The following is a 17,959-nucleotide window of genomic DNA, read 5'->3' on the forward strand; positions in this document are numbered from 1 at the left end:
GGAATCAAGGGTTCACTGTCCCCCGTAACGGTGACGGAATGTTTTCTCACCGCTACCGGGCGCTACCCTCACTCGCGTGAAGCACTCCACTACCCCTCAGACGCGACGCGGCCGGGGCCCCGCCCGTCGGATCGGCCGCTCCCTCGCCCTCGTTCTGCCCGTCGTCCTGGTGCTCTCCGGGACTCTCGCTGTCGCGCGGGTCAACTGGTCGGGAGCTCCCTCGAGCCCGGTGCTCACCGCCGCCGACACCTCCGCCTCCGGCGCCTCGTCACGGACCGGCGCCCGCGCGCCGCAGGACGTGCTGCGCGACAAGCTGCTGGTCCAGCTCCAGAAGGAGAACCCGGGCGCGGCGCTCACCCACCTCCAGCAGGCCGTGAACGACCGCCCGTCCCTGGCGAAGCACTGCGCCTCCATCGCCCGCTCCCTCGGCCGCGCAGCGGTACGCGTCTACGGCCCCACCAAGGCCCAGTCCTACGCCCGCCCGGTCTGCGACACATCCTTCGCAGCAGGAGTAGTAACAGCCAACAGCTAACAGCCGCTGGGGGCAGTCACACCGCCCCCACTGCGAGGCAGTCCCGCCGTCCCAGCTGCGGGCAATCGTGCCTCCCCCCGTGCCCCAAAGGCCTGGGAGGTACCCCCAGGGCGGCACGGGTGGGCGATGGGGGTCCCCCCGCTCATGGGGGCACCTCCCGCTCGAGCGGAGCCGAGAGTGGGGGAGGCACCCCGCCCACGCCGGGCTGCGCACCACCCCCCGCCCAGCACCAACACCGGGCGCCCACACAGCACGGCCGAGCCACAACCGCCCACACCCGCCCGCCCGGCGCCGCGTAAAGTGCGGGCATGACCGACCCGCGCGCCGCCACCCGCCCCACACAAGCCGTCGTCCTGGCAGGCGGCCAGGGCTCCCGGCTCCGCCCGTACACCGACGACCGCCCCAAGCCGATGGTCGAGATCCCCGGCACGGGAACCCCGATCATCGGCCACCAGCTCACCTGGCTCGCCGAGGAGGGCGTCACCGACGTCGTCGTCTCCTGCGGCCACCTCGCCGAGGTGCTGCAGAAGTGGCTGGAGACCACCGAGCTCCCGGTCTCCGTCACCACCGTCGTCGAGTCGGAACCTCTGGGCCGCGGCGGCGGCCTGAAGTACGCCGCCGCGCACCTCCCGCACCCGGACCGGCCCTGGTACGCCACCAACGGCGACATCTGGACCCGTTTCTCGCTGCGCGACATGGCCGACTTCCACACCGAGCGGGACGCCGTCGCGACCCTCGCCCTGGCCCGCCCGCGCATCCCGTGGGGCGCGGTGCGCACCGACGGCTTCGGTCACATCACGGACTTCATCGAGGCCCCGCCGTCGACGTTCGAGATCAACGCGGGTGTGTACGTCTTCTCCCCCGACTTCGCCGCCCTGCTCCCGGAGCGCGGCGACCACGAGCGCACCACGTTCCCGCACCTCGCGCGGGAACGGCGCCTCGCCGGGTTCCCGATCCCCCAGGGCTCCTACTGGCGGGCGATCGACACCGCGAAGGACCTCACGGAGGCGGCGAAGGAGCTGGCGGCACAGAGCCGTTGATGTCGCTGTTCTCCCTCCGTCCGCCCGTCACATCGTCCGGGTGCCGTCCGTCAGTGACATGACGGGGCGGCACCGCCGCGTCGGACAGGTGACAGGAAGGACGGACCGCACCATGCTGACCGACGTCATGTACGTGACGATCAACGTGACCGACCAGGACCGGGCTCTGAGGTTCTACACGGACCAGCTCGGCCTGGAGAAGCGCGTGGACCATCCGGGCCCCGAGGGGCGTTTTCTCACGGTGGGCGTCCCGGGCAGCGCTCTGGAGTTCATCCTCTGGCCGCAGGCCGCGGCCGCGGGGCAGCCGGCCGGGGAGGAGCCGGGCACGGCGCTCGGCACGGTCTTCCTGCAGTCGGACGACCTGCGGAAGGACTTCGCCGTGTGGCGCGACCGCGGGGTGACCTTCGATCAGCCCGAGCCGGAGGACTATCCGTTCGGTGTGCGCATCGAGGCCGTCGATCCGGACGGCAACCGGATCGCGCTGCGCCAACGCGGGCGGACGGGCGGGGCATGAAGGCCGCCGCCCGGCCGTAGCACCGCTCCATGGCGACGGGGTCCCGCACGGACGAACCGTGCGGGACCCCGTGGTCGTACGGGTTGCGTTCCCTAGCCCAGCAGGCCGCCCACGAGGCCCGGCTCCCCGGAGGAGCCGCCGCTGCCGCCGCTCGGGGTGCCGCCGCTGCCGCCGGACGCACCGCCGCCCGAGGTCGGCCCGGAGGTGGTGCTGGGCGCCCGGCCCGCCGGGGAGGACTGCTGGGGCGGGGCCTGGCCGGCGCTGCCCTGGGTCTGGCTGGGCGCGCCGGTGACGGAACCGGCGCCCTGGGTCGCCCCGGGGGTGGTTCCGGCGGTCGGGCTCGCCGAGCCCGACGTGGCGCCCTGCGTGGGCGAGGTGGAGGCGGACGGGGCCCGCTCCTCCTTCCGGTGCTCGCCCGACTCCTCCGGCAGCGGCGAGCCCGGGAGTTCGTTGCGCGGGGCCTCGCCGGGCTCGGGGACGACCACACGGTCGGCGTCCCGGACCGCGCCGCCGAGCAGCGAGCCGACGAGCATGCTCAGCCCGCACACCACGAAGGTGATGAGGACGCCGCGGCGCAGGACGTGGCGCCGCAGGTCCCAGATGTCCGCGCGGGGGCCGAGCCGGCGCCAGGCCCCGCTCGCGAGGCGCCCGTCGACGGAGTAGACGGGGGCGCCCGCGATGATCAGCGGCGACCAGGCCGCGAGGTAGATGATGTCGGGCGTCTCGTACGCGGGGACGCTCTTCCAGCTGACGGTGACCAGCAGCGCCGCCGAGAGCGCCGCCCCGACGACCGCGGCCACCCGCTGCCAGCAGCCGAGGACGGTCAGGACACCGACGACGACCTGGGCGAAGGCGATGGCGAGACCGGAGCCGATGGGGTGTTCGAGGGCGAACTGGCGCAGCGGCTCCGCGGCTTCCCAGGGGTGCAGGGTGTGCAGCCACTTGACCATGGAGCCGCGCTCGCCGCCCTCGAAGTAGAGGGGGTCGCAGAGTTTGCTCATCCCGGCGTAGACGGAGATGCCGCCGAGGAACACGCGCAGCGGGAGCAGGACGACGCCGAGGTTCATCCGGCGGCCGGGGTAGTACGCGTGCCGGCCCGGGTCGTCGCCGTGCCGCCTGCCGCGCCGGCCGGTGCTCTCGAACGCGTCGTCGTGGACGAGCTCGTCGTCGTGGCCCGGGTCGCCGTAGTCGTGGTCGTAGCCGGGTTCGTCGTAGGCGCTGCCGACCGTGCGCATCGGCGGCAGCAGGGGCCCGTCGGCGGGGCGGCGGGGGGCGGCGACCAGCGGGGTCTCGAGCGTCCGGGTGGCCGGGCCGTCGTCGTACCCGGCGCCCACGCGGGGCAGGGCCTGGGTGGCTCCGGTGTCGGTGAACAGGTCGTCGGCGTGGCGGACGCCCTCGTGCTGCCGCACGGCCTGGAGCAGTCGGTGGGCGCCGGTGTCGTCGGGTGCGGACCGGCCGCTCCAGACCACGGGCCGACGGCGGGCGGCGGCCGCTCCCGCCGTGCCCACACTGGTGACGACGGGGATGCGGGCGGTGTCCGCGGCGGCACTGACGTGCCGTGCGATCCGCGGCGAGGGGGCGCGCCGCGCCGAGGCGCCCAGCTGCACGCGGAAGCTGACGTGATTGACGATGACCTGCGCCGGATCGCTCGGCACCTTCACCATGCTCAGCGCGGGAGCGTCGTCGAGTCCCGACGAGCGGTCCCCCGTGGGTGTGCGGGGTGTTCTGGTGTCCACACTCATCTAACCGAGTGACATGGCGTTAGGACACTGCCTTGACCGGCCGGATGTGTCCGGACCGCGTCAAGATCGTACGGACCTCGTACGGGCCTCGTACAGACCACCCGAAATACTCCATGTGGGTGACGCGACCGAACGCGCGTACAAGCCCGAGGCTCGCCCCCGCCCGCCACACCGCCCGGCGATCAGCTCCGCAGCCGCGCCGCCTCGTACAGCACGATGCCCGCCGCCACACCGGCGTTGAGCGACTCCGCGCCACCCGGCATCGGGATCCGCACCCGCACGTCACAGGTCTCGCCGACCAGCCGGGACAGCCCCTTGCCCTCGCTGCCGACGACGATGACGACCGGCCCGCTCAGTGCCTCCAGGTCGCCGAGCTCGGCCTCCCCGTCCGCGGCCAGGCCGACGACCGTGATGCCGGCCTTCTTGTACGCCTCCAGCGCGCGCGTCAGATTGGTGGCGCGGGCGACGGGCGTACGGGCCGCCGTGCCCGCGGACGTCTTCCAGGCACCGGCGGTCATCCCGGCGGCACGCCGCTCGGGCACGACGACGCCGTGACCGCCGAACGCCGAGACGGACCGGACGACCGCGCCGAGGTTGCGCGGGTCCGTGACCCCGTCGAGGGCCACGATCAGCGGGTCCTGTCCCTCGTCGTGGGCGCCCGCGACCAGGTCCTCGGGGTGCGCGTACTCGTACGGCGGGACCTGCAGGACCAGGCCCTGGTGGTTCAGGCCGTTGGTCATCCGGTCGAGCTCGGGACGCGGCGCCTCCATGAGGTTGATGCCGCCGCGCTCGGCCGCGAGCTGGAGCGCCTCGCGCACCCGCTCGTCGTTGTCGATGAACTGCTGGACGTACAGCGTGGACGCGGGCACGCCCTCGCGCAGCGCCTCGACGACCGGGTTGCGGCCGACGACGAGCTCGGAGGTCGAGCGGCCCCCGCCGCGCCGCTGCGGGGTGCGGCCCTGGGCGCGGCGCGCCTTCGCCTGGGCGGCACGCTGCTTGGCGTGCCCCTTGCGCATCTCGGCGGGCGGCGTCGGCCCCTTGCCTTCCAGGCCCCGGCGTCGCTGGCCGCCACTGCCGACCTGCGCGCCCTTCTTGCCGGACATGCGGCGGTTGTTCGCGGCCATGAGGTATCCGTCTCCGTGAAAGTCGTGGGCGGTGCTGCTGCTGTGCGTACGTCTGTGACGTGTGCCCGTGTGTCTGTGAAGTGTGCCGCCCGGAGGCCCGGGCGGCACAGTCGATCATCGGACGCCGAGGTCGGCGCCTGTCCGGGGCCGGGCTCCTCAGCCCCGGCCGAGGGTCCAGCGCGGTCCCTGCGGGCTGTCCTCGATGACCAGCCCGGACTGGCCCAGCTGATCGCGGATGGCGTCCGCGGTCGGCCAGTCCTTGCGCGCGCGGGCGGCCTCCCGCTGGTCGAGGACCATACGGACCAGCGTGTCGACCACGCCGTGGAGGTCCTCGCCGCGGTCTTTCCCGCCGGCCCAGTGCGGGTCCAGCGGGTCGAGGCCGAGCACGCCGAGCATGGCGCGGATCTCGGCGAGCCGGGCGACGGCCGCCTCCTTGTCGTCGGCGGCCAGCGCGCTGTTGCCCTGCCGGACGGTGGTGTGCACGACGGCGAGCGCCTGCGGGACGCCCAGGTCGTCGTCCATCGCCTCGGCGAACGAGGGCGGCACCTCGGCGGCGGGCTCGACCGGCCCCCCGGCGAGTTCCACGGCACGCTGCACGAAGCCCTCGATCCGCGCGAACGCGACCTCGGCCTCGCGCAGGGCCTCCTCGCTGTACTCGATCATCGACCGGTAGTGCGGGGTGCCGAGGTAGTAGCGCAGCACGATGGGCCGCCAGCGCTTGACCATCTCGCTGACCAGCACGCTGTTGCCGAGCGACTTCGACATCTTCTCGCCGCTCATGGTGACCCAGGCGTTGTGCACCCAGTACCGGGCGAACTCGTCGCCGTAGGCCTTGGCCTGGGCGATCTCGTTCTCGTGGTGCGGGAAGATCAGGTCGAGGCCGCCGCCGTGGATGTCGAAGGCGCTGCCGAGGTACTTGTGCGCCATCGCCGAGCACTCCAGGTGCCAGCCCGGCCGCCCGCGGCCCCACGGCGTCTCCCAGCTCGGCTCACCGGGCCTGGCCGCCTTCCACATCGCGAAGTCGCGCGGGTCCCGCTTGCCGGTCTCGCCCTCGCCGGAGGGCTGGAGCAGGTTGTCGAGCTCCTGGTTGGACAGCTTCAGGTACTCGGGGAACGAGGTGACGGCGAAGTACACGTTGCCGTCCGCCTCGTAGGCGTGCCCGCGCTCGATGAGGCCGCGCATCATCTCGACCATCTCGGTGATGTGGCCGGTGGCGCGCGGCTCGTAGGTCGGGGGCAGGCAGCCGAGGGCGTGGTAGCCGTCGGTGAAGGCGCGCTCGTTCTCGTAGCCGATGGACCACCAGGGGCGGTTCTGCTCGGCGGACTTGGCGATGATCTTGTCGTCGATGTCGGTGACGTTCCGGATGAACGTCACCTCCAGGCCGCGGTACTCGAACCAGCGGCGCATGATGTCGAAGTTCAGGCCCGAGCGGATGTGCCCGATGTGGGGTGCCGCCTGCACGGTGGCACCACACAGGTAGATCGAGACGCAACCCGGCCGGAGCGGGGTGAAGTCACGGATCTGCCGGGCGCTGGTGTCGTACAGGCGAATAGTCACGGCACCAGGGTAGTAGGCGCGGGAAGGTGCGCGGTGCGCCTCGCTGGATCGATGTCGTTCGTCACGTACGGGCCGGTGGGGGCCGGTCGCGCCCCTGCGGCGGAGCCGCATGGCGGCACGGCCCCGCGCCCGGTCACCCCTCGTGCACGACGAGCGCCGTCGCCACTGCCATGAGGCCCTCGTCCCGGCCCGGGAAGCCCAGGCCGTCCGTCGTGGCGCCGGAGACGGAGACGGGGGCGCCCGCCGCCTCCGTCAGGAGCTTCTGGGCCTCCTCCCTGCGCTTGCCGATCTTCGGGCGGGGCCCGACGACCTGCACGGCGATGTTGCCGATGCGGAAGCCCGCCGCACGGACGACGCGCGCGGCCTCGGTCAGCAGGGTCACGCCCGACGCGCCGGACCATTCGGGGCGCCCGGTGCCGAAGTGCTGTCCCAGGTCGCCGAGGCCGGCGGCGGAGAACAGGGCGTTGCAGGCGGCGTGCGCGACGACGTCCGCGTCGGAGTGTCCGGCGAGCCCGGGGCCCTCGTCCTCCCACTTGAGGCCGGCGCACCAGAGTTCGCGTCCCTCCTCGAAGGCGTGGATGTCGGTGCCGATGCCGACCCGGGGCAGGGGGAACGCGGGGCTCGGCTCAGAAGCCATCGTTCAGCCTCCTGCGGGCCAGGACCGCCTCGGCGAGGACCAGGTCGAGGGGGCGGGTGACCTTGAAGGCCTCCTCGTGCCCGGGGACGGCGACGACGGTGAGGCCGAGCTGTTCGACCATGCTCGCGTCGTCGGTGACGTTGTCCTTCACCGTCCCGTGCGCGCGCACGAGGGTGGCCCGGTCGAAGCCCTGCGGGGTCTGCACCGCCCGCAGCAGGGACCGGTCGGGGGTGGCGACGACGCGTTCCGGCTCACCGGGTCCGGCGGCGGGCTCGACCTGCTTGACGGTGTCGGCGAGCGGCAGCGCGGGGACGACGGCGGGCGCCCCGTCGCGTACGGCCTCGATGACGGCGTCGACGGTGTCCACCGGGACGAGCGGGCGGGCGGCGTCGTGCACCAGGACGATGTCGTACCCGTCGGGCAGCGCGTCCAGGCCGAGCTTCACGGACTCCTGGCGGCTCTCACCGCCGGGGACGACGAGGAAGTCGGTGCGGTCGGGCAGCGCGTGCGCGTCGAGCAGCGTCTTGACCTCGGCCGCGCCGTCGGGCGGAGCCACGACGACGACCAGGGAGACGGCACGGGAGTCGGCCATCGCGCGGATCGCGTGGATGAGCATGGGCGTGCCGCCCAGCGCGCGGAGCGCCTTCGGGGCGCCCGGACCGAGGCGCACACCCCGGCCGGCGGCCGGGATCACGGCCGCTGTGCGGGTGGCCGTACGGCCGGCGACGGGGCTCGGCGACGGCGGAGGGAGCGGATCGTCAGTCATCGGTTCCTGTCAGGTTTGTGTGCTCGGCCTACGTGGGTATGGCCTGGGCGTACCCCCTGCTCCCGGAGCGGGGGGAGTGCCGGGCGTGACGCCTTGACCAGCCCTTTCCGTGACCATGGTCGAGTCGACCGCCCGGGCCCGGCACGCCGGGGGTGGAGACGTGAGCGATGCCACACTCCGCACCACGGCGCACGTGCAGCGTACGTTCGGTGTCCGGGTACGGACATGCCGCAGCGCCCGGCGACATCCATGACGTCATCGGGCACCGCGGCATTTCGATGTGCTGAGGTTATGGCTGCCGAGTTCCGGCCGCTGCGCTCCGCCGAGCGAGCGGGCCGTGGCTCAGGAGTCCGGCCTCAGGAGGCGAGAACCTCGTCGAGCAGGGCCTCGGCCTTGTCCTCGTTGGTGTTCTCAGCGAGGGCCAGCTCGCTGACCAGAATCTGACGCGCCTTGGCGAGCATGCGCTTCTCACCGGCGGAGAGACCGCGCTCGCGCTCACGACGCCACAGGTCACGCACGACTTCCGCGACCTTGATGACATCGCCCGAGGCGAGCTTCTCGAGATTTGCCTTGTAACGACGGGACCAGTTCGTGGGCTCCTCCGCATACGGTGCGCGCAGCACCTCGAAGACCCGGTCCAGCCCGTCCTGACCGACCACATCACGTACGCCGACGAACTCCGCATTGTCCGCTGGCACACGTACCGTCAGGTCACCCTGGGCGACCTTCAGCACCAAGTAGGTCTTGTCCACGCCTTTGATCTGGCGAGTTTCGATAGCCTCGATCAGCGCGGCCCCGTGATGGGGATAGACCACGGTGTCGCCAACCTTGAACGTCATGTGACAGGTACCCCTTCCGTGGCTATCCAGGGTAACACGGATACGGCGTCTTCTGAATGGCGTTTTCGCAGGTCAGGGCCATTCTCGGGGCTTGACAACAGCAACAGGAACGTGCTTCGGGCGCCTAGCGGAAGCAGGTATTCGCAGGTCGGAGCGGCTCTTCGACGCAAGCGAATCGCGCACGTCACACGCGCCGACAGGCTCGCCCGAGCAGGCGATTCTTCCCGTATGTCCGGTTCCAAGCACTCGACTTCCGCTACTCCGTTCGGTGAGCGGAGCCGGGTTCCGGCCGAATCCGGAATTGATCACACGGTGTGAGGATCCGCGCCGGTGATCAATTCCGCGGCCGCCCGATCATTCCTTCACGGAAAATGCGCGATCACCGGAATGGCCCGGAACTGCAAGGCGGAAGTGACGACGTTTACTCATGGGTCACCCGTGCCTCCATGAGGGCTACCGAGGCGATCCTTGCGCCGTGTGGGGAGGGTCGGGTGCGGACGCGGGGGAACGGCTCGGTAACCTGAGGCCGCTGACAGACACTTAGGGCGGCTTTACCCGGGTCGCCAAACGCTAGAGTCAAGGAGTTGCCGCCGCCGTGAGCAGCAGCCTTCGACGCGGCGCCCTCGCCGCCGCCGCCATCGCGTTCTCGATCGCCTCGCTCTCCGCGTGCGCGGCCGGCCACAACGCCCAGACCCTGCAGATCCAGCCGGACAACGCCGCGACGACCGTGGGCGACATCAAGATCCAGAACGCCATCGTCGTCACCCAGCCCGACCTCGAGTCGACCGGCCCGGCCGTCGTCTCGGCCACGCTGTTCAACGAGGGCGACACCGACCAGACGCTGGAGTCGGTCACCATCCCCGGCACCGGCAAGACCGCCGAGCTGTCCCCCGCCGAGGGCGGCAGCCTCACCGTCCCGGCCGGCGGCAGGCTGATCCTGGGCGGCGAGGGCAACGCCTCCGCCGTCCTGCCCAGCAGCCGTGAGGCCGTCCAGGACGGCAACGCCCAGAAGGTCACCTTCACCTTCAGCGAGACCGGTGACGTGAGCCTGCGCGCGTTCGTCTTCCCGGCCGAGAACTTCTTCGAGAGCTGGGGCCCGAGCGAGATCCCGGCGGCGCCGGGCGCCTCCGCGGAGACGTCGACGGAGCCGTCGGCGGAGTCCTCCGAGGAGCCGGCCGCGGGCAGCACGGACGAGGCCGAGGGCACCCCGGGCGACACGGAGACCTCCGGCGCCCCGGACACCGAGGTCCCCTCCGGCACCCCCTCCGACGCAGCCTCGGCCAGCCAGCCGGCCACCCACTGAGCAGCCGCACAACGCGTAAGGGCGGGACCCCTCGGGGGCCCGCCCTTACGCCTTAGCCGCGGCAATCATGCCCGCGCAGCTGCGGGCAATCGTGCCGCTGGGGCGGCACGGGTGGGCGATGGGGGTCCCCCCGCTCGAGCGAAGCCGAGAGTGGGGGAGGCACCCCGCCAACGCCGGGCAGCGCAACACCCCCCGCCCGGCCCAACCCCCCGCACCGAGCACCAGGCCCGGCCTACGGCTCGAACTTGTACCCGAGCCCCCGCACCGTCACCAGATACCGCGGCGCCCCCGGATCCGGCTCGATCTTCGCCCGCAACCGCTTCACATGCACATCGAGCGTCTTGGTGTCACCGACATAGTCCGCCCCCCACACCCGGTCGATCAGCTGCATCCGCGTCAGCACCCGCCCCGCGTTCCGCAACAGCATCTCCAGCAGGTCGAACTCCTTCAGCGGCAGATCCACCTTCGTGCCGCCCACGGTGACCACGTGCCGGTCCACGTCCATCCGCACCGGCCCCGCCTCCAGCGCCGCCGGAGCGACCTCCTCCGGCTCCCCGCGGCGCCGCAGCACCGCACGGATCCGGGCGACCAGCTCCCGCGAGGAGAAAGGCTTCGTCACGTAGTCGTCGGCGCCTATTTCCAGGCCGACGACCTTGTCGATCTCACTGTCCTTGGCCGTCACCATGATGACGGGAACGTTCGAGCGGCCGCGCAGCTGGCGGCACACCTCGGTGCCCGGCAGCCCGGGCAGCATCAGGTCGAGCAGCACGAGGTCGGCGCCGTTGCGCTCGAACTCGTCGAGTCCGTCGGGCCCGGTGGTCGCCACGGCGACCTCGAAGCCCTCCTTGCGGAGCATGTACGACAGGGCGTCGGAGAAGGACTCCTCGTCCTCGACGACGAGCACTCGGGTCACGGAAGGACCTCCGGGGAGGGAAGCGTTTCGTACGCGGATGAATCGGAAGAGTGGGGGGATGAGTGGGACGACCGTCGGGCCTCACCGTCGAGGCCGTCGGTGTCGTCGGTTTCGTCGATCTCGTCGTCCCGGCGGGACGCCTGGTGGGCGCGGTCGCGGGCCGCTCGGGCCTCCGGCAGCCGCAGGGTGAAGGTGGAGCCCTGGCCCTCGGCGCTCCACACAGTGACTTCCCCGCCGTGCGAGGCGGCCACGTGCTTCACGATCGCGAGGCCCAGTCCCGTACCGCCGGTGGCACGGGAGCGAGCGGGGTCGACGCGGTAGAAGCGCTCGAAGATGCGCTCCTTGTCCTTGTCGGAGATGCCGATGCCCTGGTCGGTCACGGCTATCTCGATCAGGTCCCCGCCGGGCTGGACGACCGAACGGGCCGCGATGCCCACGCGGGTGCGGGCGGGTGAGTAGTTGACCGCGTTCTCGACGAGGTTGCCGAGCGCGGCGGCGAGCTGGCCGCGGTTGCCCCACACCCGCAGGTCTGCCGCGCCCCCCGCCGCCATGGTGATCTCCTTGGTGCCCGCCTGGTGTCGGCAGCGGTCGATGGCCTCGGCGACCAGTTCGTCGACCCGGACGGGTTCGGCGTCCTCCAGCGGGTCGTCGTTCTGCACCCGGGAGAGGTCGATGAGCTCCTGCACCAGGTTCGTCAGCCGGGTGGCCTCGATCTGCATGCGCCCGGCGAAGCGCTCCACGGCCTCGGGGTCGTCGGAGGCGTCCATCACGGCTTCGGAGAGCAGCGAGAGCGCGCCGACGGGGGTCTTGAGCTCGTGGCTGACGTTGGCGACGAAGTCGCGTCGTACGGCTTCGATGCGGCGGGCCTCGGTGAGGTCCTCCACGAGCAGCAGAACGAGCCGGGAGCCGAGCGGCGCCACCCGCGCGGACACCGCGAGGGCCTCGCCGCGCCCGGTCCCCCGGCGGGGCAGGTCCAGCTCGACCTGACGTATCTCGCCATCGCGCCGGGTGTCGCGGGCCATCTTCAGCATGGGTTCCACGGCGAGCTTGCCGCCGCGGACCAGTCCGAGGGCGTACGCGGCGGAGCTGGCCTTGACGACACCGTCGGCCTCGTCCAGGACGACGGCGGAGGAGCGCAGCACGGACAGCACGGTGTCCACACCCGGGGGAAGCACCGGGTCGGTGTGCAGGGAGGTGCGCGTGGGGCGCCGTTGTTCGCGCTCGCTGAAGCGGAACGCCAGCGTGGCGATGACGCCGGTGAGCACTCCGGCGATCGCAGCCACTGCGGCGACCGCCGCGTTCACGTCCATGCGTCCAGGTTAGGCATGGGGCGGCCGGTGCCCACAGCCGTCGGCGGGCGAGCTCGAACACTCGTCGCCCAGAGTTCACCTCGGAGCCAGGGATGGTTCATTTGGGGTGACGGAACCGGACGCGTAGCGGACGGAACGTGGGAGCGTGGGCAGGAGCCCGGGCCCTCGAAGCCCGGACAGACGTACGAGAGGAACCCTGATGCGGGACGCGTACCACGAGGAACTGGATTCGATCGGCGACGGTCTGGTGGAGATGGCCAGGCTGGTCGGATCGGCGATCGGGCGCGCCACGACCGCCATCCTGGACGCCGATCTGAAGCTGGCGGAGAGCGTGATCGAGGCCGACCAGAAGGTCGACGAGCTCCAGCACGACCTGGAGGCCCGGGCCATCGCCCTGCTGGCGCGCCAGCAGCCGGTGGCGACCGACCTGCGCATCGTCGTCACCTCGCTGCGGATGTCGGCGGACCTGGAACGCTCCGGCGACCTCGCCCAGCACGTGGCGAAGCTCGCGCGGCTGCGCTACCCCGAGCGCGGGGTCCCGCACGACCTGCACGCGACGATCCTCGAGATGGGCCAGCTCGCGCAGCGCCTGATGGCGAAGGCGGCCGAGGTGATCATCACCAAGGACGTGGACCTGGCCCTCCAGCTGGAGCAGGACGACGACGCGATGGACCTCCTCCACCGCACCCTCTTCCAGCACCTGATGGACGACCGCTGGAAGCACGGCATCGAGACGGCCGTCGACGTCACCCTGCTGGGCCGCTACTACGAGCGCTTCGCCGACCACGCGGTCTCGGTCGCCAAGCGGGTGGTCTACCTGGTCACCGGCGAGCACGCGGACGAGATCCAGGCGGAACTCCAGACGGAGATCCAGACGGTGCCGGGAACCGAGGGCGCCTGACCCCTGGCCGGGGCGGGCGTGCGCGGGGGGCGGCGGGCGTGCGCGGGGCCGTCCGGGTGCGTACGAGCCCCTACGACCCTCAGTGCGCCGTCGATGCGCGGTTGCCGCGCCCGGGGACCCGGGCATCCCATGGTGAGAGGTGTGCGCAGGCCCCAGCCCCGAGGAGGGACCCATGGCCGAATCCCCCAGCACGACGCCCGACCCGACGCAGGACCGCGAGACCGAGCAGCCCGCCGAGATCAGGAACCTGACCCTGATCGCCGCCTGCGGCTGCGGCTCGGGCTGCGGCTGCGGGTGCCAGTCGGGCAACCCGTGCCAGTGCGGCTGATTCCGGACGTACGAAACGGCCGAGGGCCGCGGCGCCGATGACGGTCGCCGGGGCCCTCGGCCGTCCGCTCAGGACGTCCGCGCAGCAACGCTCTCAGGCGCCGCCTCGCCCTTCTCGACGGCCGTCTCCGTGACCGCCCCGTCCGGCAGCCGGCGCATCAGCAGCCCGTAGCCGAGCCCGGCGACCGTACCGACGACGGCGCACATCCCCCAGAGCCACTCGGCGCCCCAGCGGTCGATGACGAAGCCGGACATCAGCGGGGCGACGAGGGCGGCGACCGCCCAGGACATGGTGTACATCCCCTGGTAGCGCCCGCGCCCGTGCACCGGGGAGAGCATGACGACCAGTCCCGTCTGCGTCGGCGCGTTGACGATCTCGGCCAGCGTCCACACGCACACGGTGAGGGCGAAGACGGCGACCGACCCGGCGAACGCGGTCAGCCCGAACCCGTACCCCGCCAGCAGGGACGAGGCGACGAGCAGGTGCCGCGGGTCCCGGTGCTCGATGAACCGCGTGACGGGAAGCTGGAGCACGACGATCAGCACACCGTTGACGGCGATCGCCATGCCGAAGTCCGCGGGCGTGAAGCCCGCCTCCCCCATGGCGACCGGCAGCCCCAGGTACCCCTGCTGGAAGACCAGGGCGATGAGGAAGGACAGCCCGACGACGCTCATGAAGCGCCCGTCGCGCAGCACGGTCACCAGCGAGACGGACTCCCCCGCGGCGGCGGCACCGGCCTCCGCGGAGTCCTTCTCACCCGGCCGCGACTCGGGCAGCTTCACGAAGACGAGAACGGCGCACACGAGCGTCATACCGGCCTCGATCAGGAACCCGGCGAGATAGCTGACCTCGGCGATGAACCCCGCGCCCGCGGAGGAGATCGCGAAGCCGAGGTTGATGGCCCAGTAGTTGAGCGAGAAGGCCCGGATACGGTCCTCCGGCCGCACGATGTCCGCCATCATCGCCTGCACGGCGGGCCGGGAGGCGTTGGAGGCCATGCCGACGAGGAAGGCGACGGCCGCGATGGCGAGCGGGTCCCGCATGAAGCCGAGCAGCGCGACGGACAGCGCGGTCGCCAGCTGGGCGACGAGCAGGGTGGGCCGCCGCCCCAGCCGGTCGGTCATCACGCCCGCCCCCAGCGAGGAGATCACCCCGCCGAGCCCGTGGAGCGCGGCGACCAGACCGGCGTAGGAGGCGGAGTATCCCCGGTCGAGGGTCAGGTAGAGCGCCATGAAGGTGGCGACGAAGGCGCCGAGCCGGTTGACGAGGGTGCTGGTCCACAGCCACCAGAACTCACGGGGCAGCCCGGAGACGGACTCGCGCACGGCACGTCTCACTGCGACAACGGACATGCGGACCCCCGTGACGAAAGATGTAAGCGGCTGAAGCGCCGAGCACAACTTACGGAGTCATGGCTCCGGGGGACCACTCAATTAACAGATCCCGTCAACCGTCCGCCAGGCGGGCAGGGCGCGCAGCGCCCTCGGAGCGTCGATTACGCTCGGACGCATGGCCGACGCACCGTACAAGCTGATCCTCCTCCGCCACGGCGAGAGCGAGTGGAACGAGAAGAACCTGTTCACCGGCTGGGTGGACGTCAACCTCACCCCGAAGGGCGAGAAGGAGGCGACGCGCGGCGGCGAGCTGCTCAAGGACGCCGGCCTGCTGCCCGACGTGCTCCACACCTCCCTGCAGAAGCGCGCGATCCGCACCGCGCAGCTCGCGCTGGAGGCCGCCGACCGCCTGTGGATCCCGGTGAACCGCAGCTGGCGCCTGAACGAGCGTCACTACGGTGCCCTCCAGGGCAAGGACAAGGCGCAGACCCTCGCGGAGTTCGGCGAGGAGCAGTTCATGCTCTGGCGCCGCTCCTACGACACCCCGCCGCCGGCGCTCGCCAACGACGCCGAGTACTCCCAGTTCGCGGACCCGCGCTACGCGACCCTCCCGCCGGAGCTGCGCCCGCAGACGGAGTGCCTCAAGGACGTCGTCGTCCGCATGCTCCCGTACTGGTTCGACTCGATCGTCCCCGACCTCCTCACCGGCCGCACGGTCCTCGTCGCCGCCCACGGCAACAGCCTGCGCGCCCTGGTCAAGCACCTCGACGGCATCTCGGACGCCGACATCGCGGGCCTGAACATCCCCACGGGCATCCCCCTGTACTACGAGCTCGACGCCGACTTCAAGCCGGTCACCCCCGGCGGCAAGTACCTCGACCCGGAAGCGGCCGCGGCTGCCATCGAAGCGGTCAAGAACCAGGGCAAGAAGAAGTAGCCGCCCGCGGACAAGCCCCCTGCCTGCGACTTCTTCGTGAGCGGGGGGCTTGTTGGCGGTGTTGGCGCAACGGGGCTCAGACGACGTCGAATTCGTTGCCCTCGGGGTCCTGCAGGGCCGCGGCGTAGAGCCCCATGTCCGGCTCGTCCTTGATCCGCACCACGGTGGCACCGGCTTTGACCAGCCGTTCCACCGTGGCCTTGACCCGCTGTGTGCGGACGTCCAGTGGGACGTCACGGCCCCCACCGACCTTCAGGTCGAAGTGCCACCGGTTCTTGGCGACCTTCGGTTCCGGAACCTGCTGGAACCACACCCTCGGCCCACGTCCCGCAGGGTCGATGATCGACTCCGGTATGTCCCCGGCACCGGGCGGCAACTCCGCCTCGGGCACCCCCATCGCCGCCCAGTAGGCACGCCACGTGGCGTGCCCGGCCGGTGGGGGCTCCGGCACGTAGCTCAGGGCCTCGGCCCAGAACGTCACCATCCTCTGCGGATCGGAGCAGTCGATCGTCAGCTGCACGGTCATCTCCATGCACGGAGCATCCCAGGCAGGTCTGACAGTCGACCCACTCTCGAGACAAGCCCTGAGAGGTCACGCGAGGAGTCCGCTGTGCATGGTCGGCACCACACCTAGGCGCTCGCGGGCTCGTCCGGGTGGAGGGCATCGAGGATGAGGGTGATACCGAAGGCGAACTCGTCCGCGTAGTCGTAGCCGGGCTTGAGGGTGTACTCGGTGGCCAGTTCGGTGAGGTGGGGATAGGCGTCGGCGGGCATGTCCCGCAGGATGGCGCCCGCTACCTCGTGCAGCTCCGCCGCGCCGGTGAACGGCAGGCTCAACTCCTGCAGGACGAAGCCGTAGAGGTAGCTGTCGATCAGTGAGACGGCGTGCGCGGCCATGGGAACGGAGAACCCTCCGGCTCGCAACGCTCCGATGACGGCGTCGTGGTGGCGCAGGGTCGCGGGGCCGGGCCGAGAGCGGGAGTCCATGAGGCCGATGGCCCACGGGTGGCGCCGGAGGACGTCACGGGCGGAGGCCGCGCGGTGGTGCATGGCACTTTTCCAGTCCGTGTCGCGCGGCGGCAGGTCGATCTCGCCGAACACCGCGTCCACCATGCCGTCGAGGATGTCCTCCCTCCCCGCGACGTGGTGATAGAGCGACATCGCCTCGACTCCCAGGGGTTCAGCGATGGCCCGCATGGTGAGTGCGCCTGCCCCCTTCTCGTCGGCCACCGCCACCGCCGTGCGAATCACGCGCTCGCGACTGAGCGGGGTGCGCGCGGACGCCCCGCGCCGGCTCCTGCTGCCCTCGGCCATCCGTCCCTCCTACCGTTCCCTTGACCGCCTTACAGCATAAGGCTAGCTTGTGCCTTACAGCATAAGGTTGTGAGGTCGGCGGAGGGGACACGGCATGGGTACGGATGGCGCGAAGAAGGTCTGCATCATCGGCGCTTCCGGGAAGCTCGGGCAGTACATGGTCCGGCAGGCGCTGGAACGCGGCTACGAGGTGGTCGGCGTGTGCCGGGAACGCAGCGTGCAGAAGCTGGCCGCGTTCGAAGGCCGGATGACCGTGGTCCCCGGACCCACGAACGACCCGGAGGTGATCCGGCGGGCGGTCGCCGGGTGCGACGGTGTGCTGACGGTACTGGTCCCCTGGGGTGTGCAGCAGTACGCGTCGGGCACGGCGCAGGCAGTACTCGACCACGCACCGCCCGGCGCGCGTCTGATCTTCTCCTGCGGCTGGCACATCACGCGCGACGGCGAGGACAGGTACTCGCGGATGTTCACCCTGGGCGTCCGGATGGCCGCCGTGCTCGGCAAGCTCGTCCGCGCCGTAGAGATCGACGACCAAGTGGAGGCGTGCCGCCGGGTGTTCGCCAGCGACACCCGGTGGACCGTGGTGCGCGGCAGCAGCCTGGAGGAAGGCCCGAGCCAGGGCCTGCCCGTGTGGAGCCGGCATGTGGGCGATCCGGTCCTGGCCAGCAACCTGACGCGCCGGGTGGACTTCGCACTGTTCATGGTGGAGGCGCTCACCGACGACACGCTCGTCCAGCAGGCCCCGGCGATCGTCGGTTGCCTGACTCCCAGCGCGGTCGCCCATGGCGGTGGCACCCACAAGCACGTCTAGGGACGTGCAGCCACGGACGTACCTGCCGGCGCTGTCCTCGCCCCGCGTGCCCCGGGT

At 71.5% G+C, this 17,959-nt stretch carries 19 protein-coding genes; 8 read left to right on the plus strand and 11 right to left on the minus strand.

Annotation, left to right across the window (positions count from 1 at the left end; all coding sequences use genetic code 11):
• Nucleotides 1–76 precede the first annotated feature (76 nt).
• The 3 genes from ACZ44S_RS09680 to ACZ44S_RS09690 all read left to right on the plus strand — a co-directional run bounded on the left by ACZ44S_RS09680 (nt 77) and on the right by ACZ44S_RS09690 (nt 2,086).
• Entirely contained in the window at nt 77–532 is a 456-nt protein-coding gene (locus tag ACZ44S_RS09680) for a hypothetical protein (RefSeq protein WP_466926439.1), read from the plus strand.
• A gap of 308 nt (nt 533–840) precedes the next feature.
• Entirely contained in the window at nt 841–1,572 is a 732-nt protein-coding gene (locus tag ACZ44S_RS09685; RefSeq protein WP_466926440.1) for a nucleotidyltransferase family protein, read from the plus strand.
• 112 nt (nt 1,573–1,684) lie between these two features.
• Nucleotides 1,685–2,086: a VOC family protein gene (locus ACZ44S_RS09690; RefSeq protein ID WP_466926443.1), complete on the plus strand. Its 402-nt coding sequence runs from the start codon at nt 1,685–1,687 to the stop codon at nt 2,084–2,086.
• 92 nt (nt 2,087–2,178) lie between these two features.
• Here ACZ44S_RS09690 and ACZ44S_RS09695 read toward each other — a convergent pair whose 3' ends face one another.
• From ACZ44S_RS09695 to ACZ44S_RS09720, 6 genes are all read right to left on the minus strand, one after another.
• Nucleotides 2,179–3,828, minus strand: a complete 1,650-nt coding sequence (locus tag ACZ44S_RS09695; RefSeq protein WP_466926445.1) for a DoxX family membrane protein — start codon at nt 3,826–3,828, stop codon at nt 2,179–2,181.
• Nucleotides 3,829–4,010: 182 nt separating this feature from the next.
• A complete protein-coding gene (rlmB, locus tag ACZ44S_RS09700) occupies nt 4,011–4,952 on the minus strand; it encodes a 23S rRNA (guanosine(2251)-2'-O)-methyltransferase RlmB (RefSeq protein WP_190166468.1) in 942 nt (313 codons plus the stop codon).
• Between the two features lie 156 nt (nt 4,953–5,108).
• Nucleotides 5,109–6,509, minus strand: coding sequence for a cysteine--tRNA ligase (gene cysS / locus ACZ44S_RS09705; protein WP_466926448.1), 1,401 nt, complete (start codon nt 6,507–6,509; stop codon nt 5,109–5,111).
• 133 nt (nt 6,510–6,642) lie between these two features.
• Nucleotides 6,643–7,146: a 2-C-methyl-D-erythritol 2,4-cyclodiphosphate synthase gene (ispF, locus tag ACZ44S_RS09710; RefSeq protein WP_466926450.1), complete on the minus strand. Its 504-nt coding sequence runs from the start codon at nt 7,144–7,146 to the stop codon at nt 6,643–6,645.
• Entirely contained in the window at nt 7,136–7,912 is a 777-nt protein-coding gene (gene ispD / locus ACZ44S_RS09715; protein ID WP_466926453.1) for a 2-C-methyl-D-erythritol 4-phosphate cytidylyltransferase, read from the minus strand. The genes ispF and ispD overlap by 11 nt, the downstream gene beginning before the upstream one ends.
• 356 nt (nt 7,913–8,268) lie before the next feature.
• On the minus strand, nt 8,269–8,751 hold the full coding sequence (locus ACZ44S_RS09720) for a CarD family transcriptional regulator (RefSeq protein ID WP_003953493.1): 483 nt from the start codon (nt 8,749–8,751) through the stop codon (nt 8,269–8,271).
• 595 nt (nt 8,752–9,346) lie between these two features.
• Between ACZ44S_RS09720 and ACZ44S_RS09725 the strand changes: the two genes are divergently transcribed.
• On the plus strand, nt 9,347–10,054 hold the full coding sequence (locus tag ACZ44S_RS09725) for a copper chaperone PCu(A)C domain-containing protein (protein WP_466926455.1): 708 nt from the start codon (nt 9,347–9,349) through the stop codon (nt 10,052–10,054).
• 232 nt (nt 10,055–10,286) lie between these two features.
• Here the strand turns inward: ACZ44S_RS09725 and phoP are convergent, their stop codons facing one another.
• Both phoP and phoR read right to left on the minus strand, forming a co-directional pair.
• Complete coding sequence (gene phoP / locus ACZ44S_RS09730; RefSeq protein ID WP_030829297.1) at nt 10,287–10,967, minus strand: two-component system response regulator PhoP; 681 nt, start codon at nt 10,965–10,967, stop codon at nt 10,287–10,289.
• Nucleotides 10,964–12,277, minus strand: coding sequence for a two-component system sensor histidine kinase PhoR (gene phoR, locus ACZ44S_RS09735; RefSeq protein ID WP_466926458.1), 1,314 nt, complete (start codon nt 12,275–12,277; stop codon nt 10,964–10,966). Before phoR ends, phoP begins: the two co-directional genes overlap by 4 nt.
• A 199-nt stretch (nt 12,278–12,476) precedes the next feature.
• Between phoR and phoU the strand changes: the two genes are divergently transcribed.
• Together phoU and ACZ44S_RS09745 are read left to right on the plus strand one after the other, a co-directional pair.
• Nucleotides 12,477–13,178 carry a phosphate signaling complex protein PhoU gene (phoU, locus tag ACZ44S_RS09740; protein ID WP_466926460.1) on the plus strand — a complete coding sequence of 234 codons (702 nt, stop codon included), beginning with the start codon at nt 12,477–12,479 and terminating at the stop codon, nt 13,176–13,178.
• A gap of 172 nt (nt 13,179–13,350) precedes the next feature.
• On the plus strand, nt 13,351–13,506 hold the full coding sequence (locus tag ACZ44S_RS09745) for a hypothetical protein (RefSeq protein ID WP_190166475.1): 156 nt from the start codon (nt 13,351–13,353) through the stop codon (nt 13,504–13,506).
• Nucleotides 13,507–13,574: 68 nt separating this feature from the next.
• On the opposite strand, the gene ACZ44S_RS09750 is transcribed toward ACZ44S_RS09745, so the two are convergent.
• Nucleotides 13,575–14,858: an MDR family MFS transporter gene (locus ACZ44S_RS09750; RefSeq protein ID WP_466926463.1), complete on the minus strand. Its 1,284-nt coding sequence runs from the start codon at nt 14,856–14,858 to the stop codon at nt 13,575–13,577.
• 157 nt (nt 14,859–15,015) lie between these two features.
• On the opposite strand from ACZ44S_RS09750, the gene ACZ44S_RS09755 reads away from it, so the two are divergent.
• Nucleotides 15,016–15,777, plus strand: a complete 762-nt coding sequence (locus tag ACZ44S_RS09755) for a phosphoglyceromutase (protein ID WP_190166477.1) — start codon at nt 15,016–15,018, stop codon at nt 15,775–15,777.
• Between the two features lie 76 nt (nt 15,778–15,853).
• Here the strand turns inward: ACZ44S_RS09755 and ACZ44S_RS09760 are convergent, their stop codons facing one another.
• Complete coding sequence (locus ACZ44S_RS09760) at nt 15,854–16,309, minus strand: VOC family protein (RefSeq protein ID WP_466926465.1); 456 nt, start codon at nt 16,307–16,309, stop codon at nt 15,854–15,856.
• A 98-nt stretch (nt 16,310–16,407) separates the two neighbouring features.
• A complete protein-coding gene (locus ACZ44S_RS09765; protein WP_466926467.1) occupies nt 16,408–17,091 on the minus strand; it encodes a TetR/AcrR family transcriptional regulator in 684 nt (227 codons plus the stop codon).
• A 94-nt stretch (nt 17,092–17,185) separates the two neighbouring features.
• Here ACZ44S_RS09765 and ACZ44S_RS09770 point away from each other — a divergent pair, with 94 nt between their 5' ends.
• Nucleotides 17,186–17,902 carry an NAD(P)-dependent oxidoreductase gene (locus ACZ44S_RS09770; RefSeq protein WP_466926469.1) on the plus strand — a complete coding sequence of 239 codons (717 nt, stop codon included), beginning with the start codon at nt 17,186–17,188 and terminating at the stop codon, nt 17,900–17,902.
• The last annotated feature ends 57 nt before the right edge of the window (nt 17,903–17,959 follow it).

Source organism: Streptomyces malachitofuscus, assembly GCF_055571035.1.

Excerpts from the sequence above, each read along its gene's own strand:
- ACZ44S_RS09685 (WP_466926440.1), top strand. The coding sequence starts at position 841 with ATGACCGACCCGCGCGCCGCCACCCGCCCCACACAAGCCGTCGTCCTG.
- ACZ44S_RS09690 (WP_466926443.1), top strand. The coding sequence starts at position 1,685 with ATGCTGACCGACGTCATGTACGTGACGATCAACGTGACCGACCAGGAC.
- ACZ44S_RS09695 (WP_466926445.1), bottom strand. The coding sequence starts at position 3,828 with ATGAGTGTGGACACCAGAACACCCCGCACACCCACGGGGGACCGCTCG.
- rlmB (WP_190166468.1), bottom strand. The coding sequence starts at position 4,952 with ATGGCCGCGAACAACCGCCGCATGTCCGGCAAGAAGGGCGCGCAGGTC.
- ispF (WP_466926450.1), bottom strand. The coding sequence starts at position 7,146 with ATGGCTTCTGAGCCGAGCCCCGCGTTCCCCCTGCCCCGGGTCGGCATC.
- ispD (WP_466926453.1), bottom strand. The coding sequence starts at position 7,912 with ATGACTGACGATCCGCTCCCTCCGCCGTCGCCGAGCCCCGTCGCCGGC.
- ACZ44S_RS09720 (WP_003953493.1), bottom strand. The coding sequence starts at position 8,751 with ATGACGTTCAAGGTTGGCGACACCGTGGTCTATCCCCATCACGGGGCC.
- phoR (WP_466926458.1), bottom strand. The coding sequence starts at position 12,277 with ATGGACGTGAACGCGGCGGTCGCCGCAGTGGCTGCGATCGCCGGAGTG.
- phoU (WP_466926460.1), top strand. The coding sequence starts at position 12,477 with ATGCGGGACGCGTACCACGAGGAACTGGATTCGATCGGCGACGGTCTG.
- ACZ44S_RS09745 (WP_190166475.1), top strand. The coding sequence starts at position 13,351 with ATGGCCGAATCCCCCAGCACGACGCCCGACCCGACGCAGGACCGCGAG.
- ACZ44S_RS09750 (WP_466926463.1), bottom strand. The coding sequence starts at position 14,858 with ATGTCCGTTGTCGCAGTGAGACGTGCCGTGCGCGAGTCCGTCTCCGGG.
- ACZ44S_RS09755 (WP_190166477.1), top strand. The coding sequence starts at position 15,016 with ATGGCCGACGCACCGTACAAGCTGATCCTCCTCCGCCACGGCGAGAGC.
- ACZ44S_RS09760 (WP_466926465.1), bottom strand. The coding sequence starts at position 16,309 with ATGGAGATGACCGTGCAGCTGACGATCGACTGCTCCGATCCGCAGAGG.
- ACZ44S_RS09765 (WP_466926467.1), bottom strand. The coding sequence starts at position 17,091 with ATGGCCGAGGGCAGCAGGAGCCGGCGCGGGGCGTCCGCGCGCACCCCG.
- ACZ44S_RS09770 (WP_466926469.1), top strand. The coding sequence starts at position 17,186 with ATGGGTACGGATGGCGCGAAGAAGGTCTGCATCATCGGCGCTTCCGGG.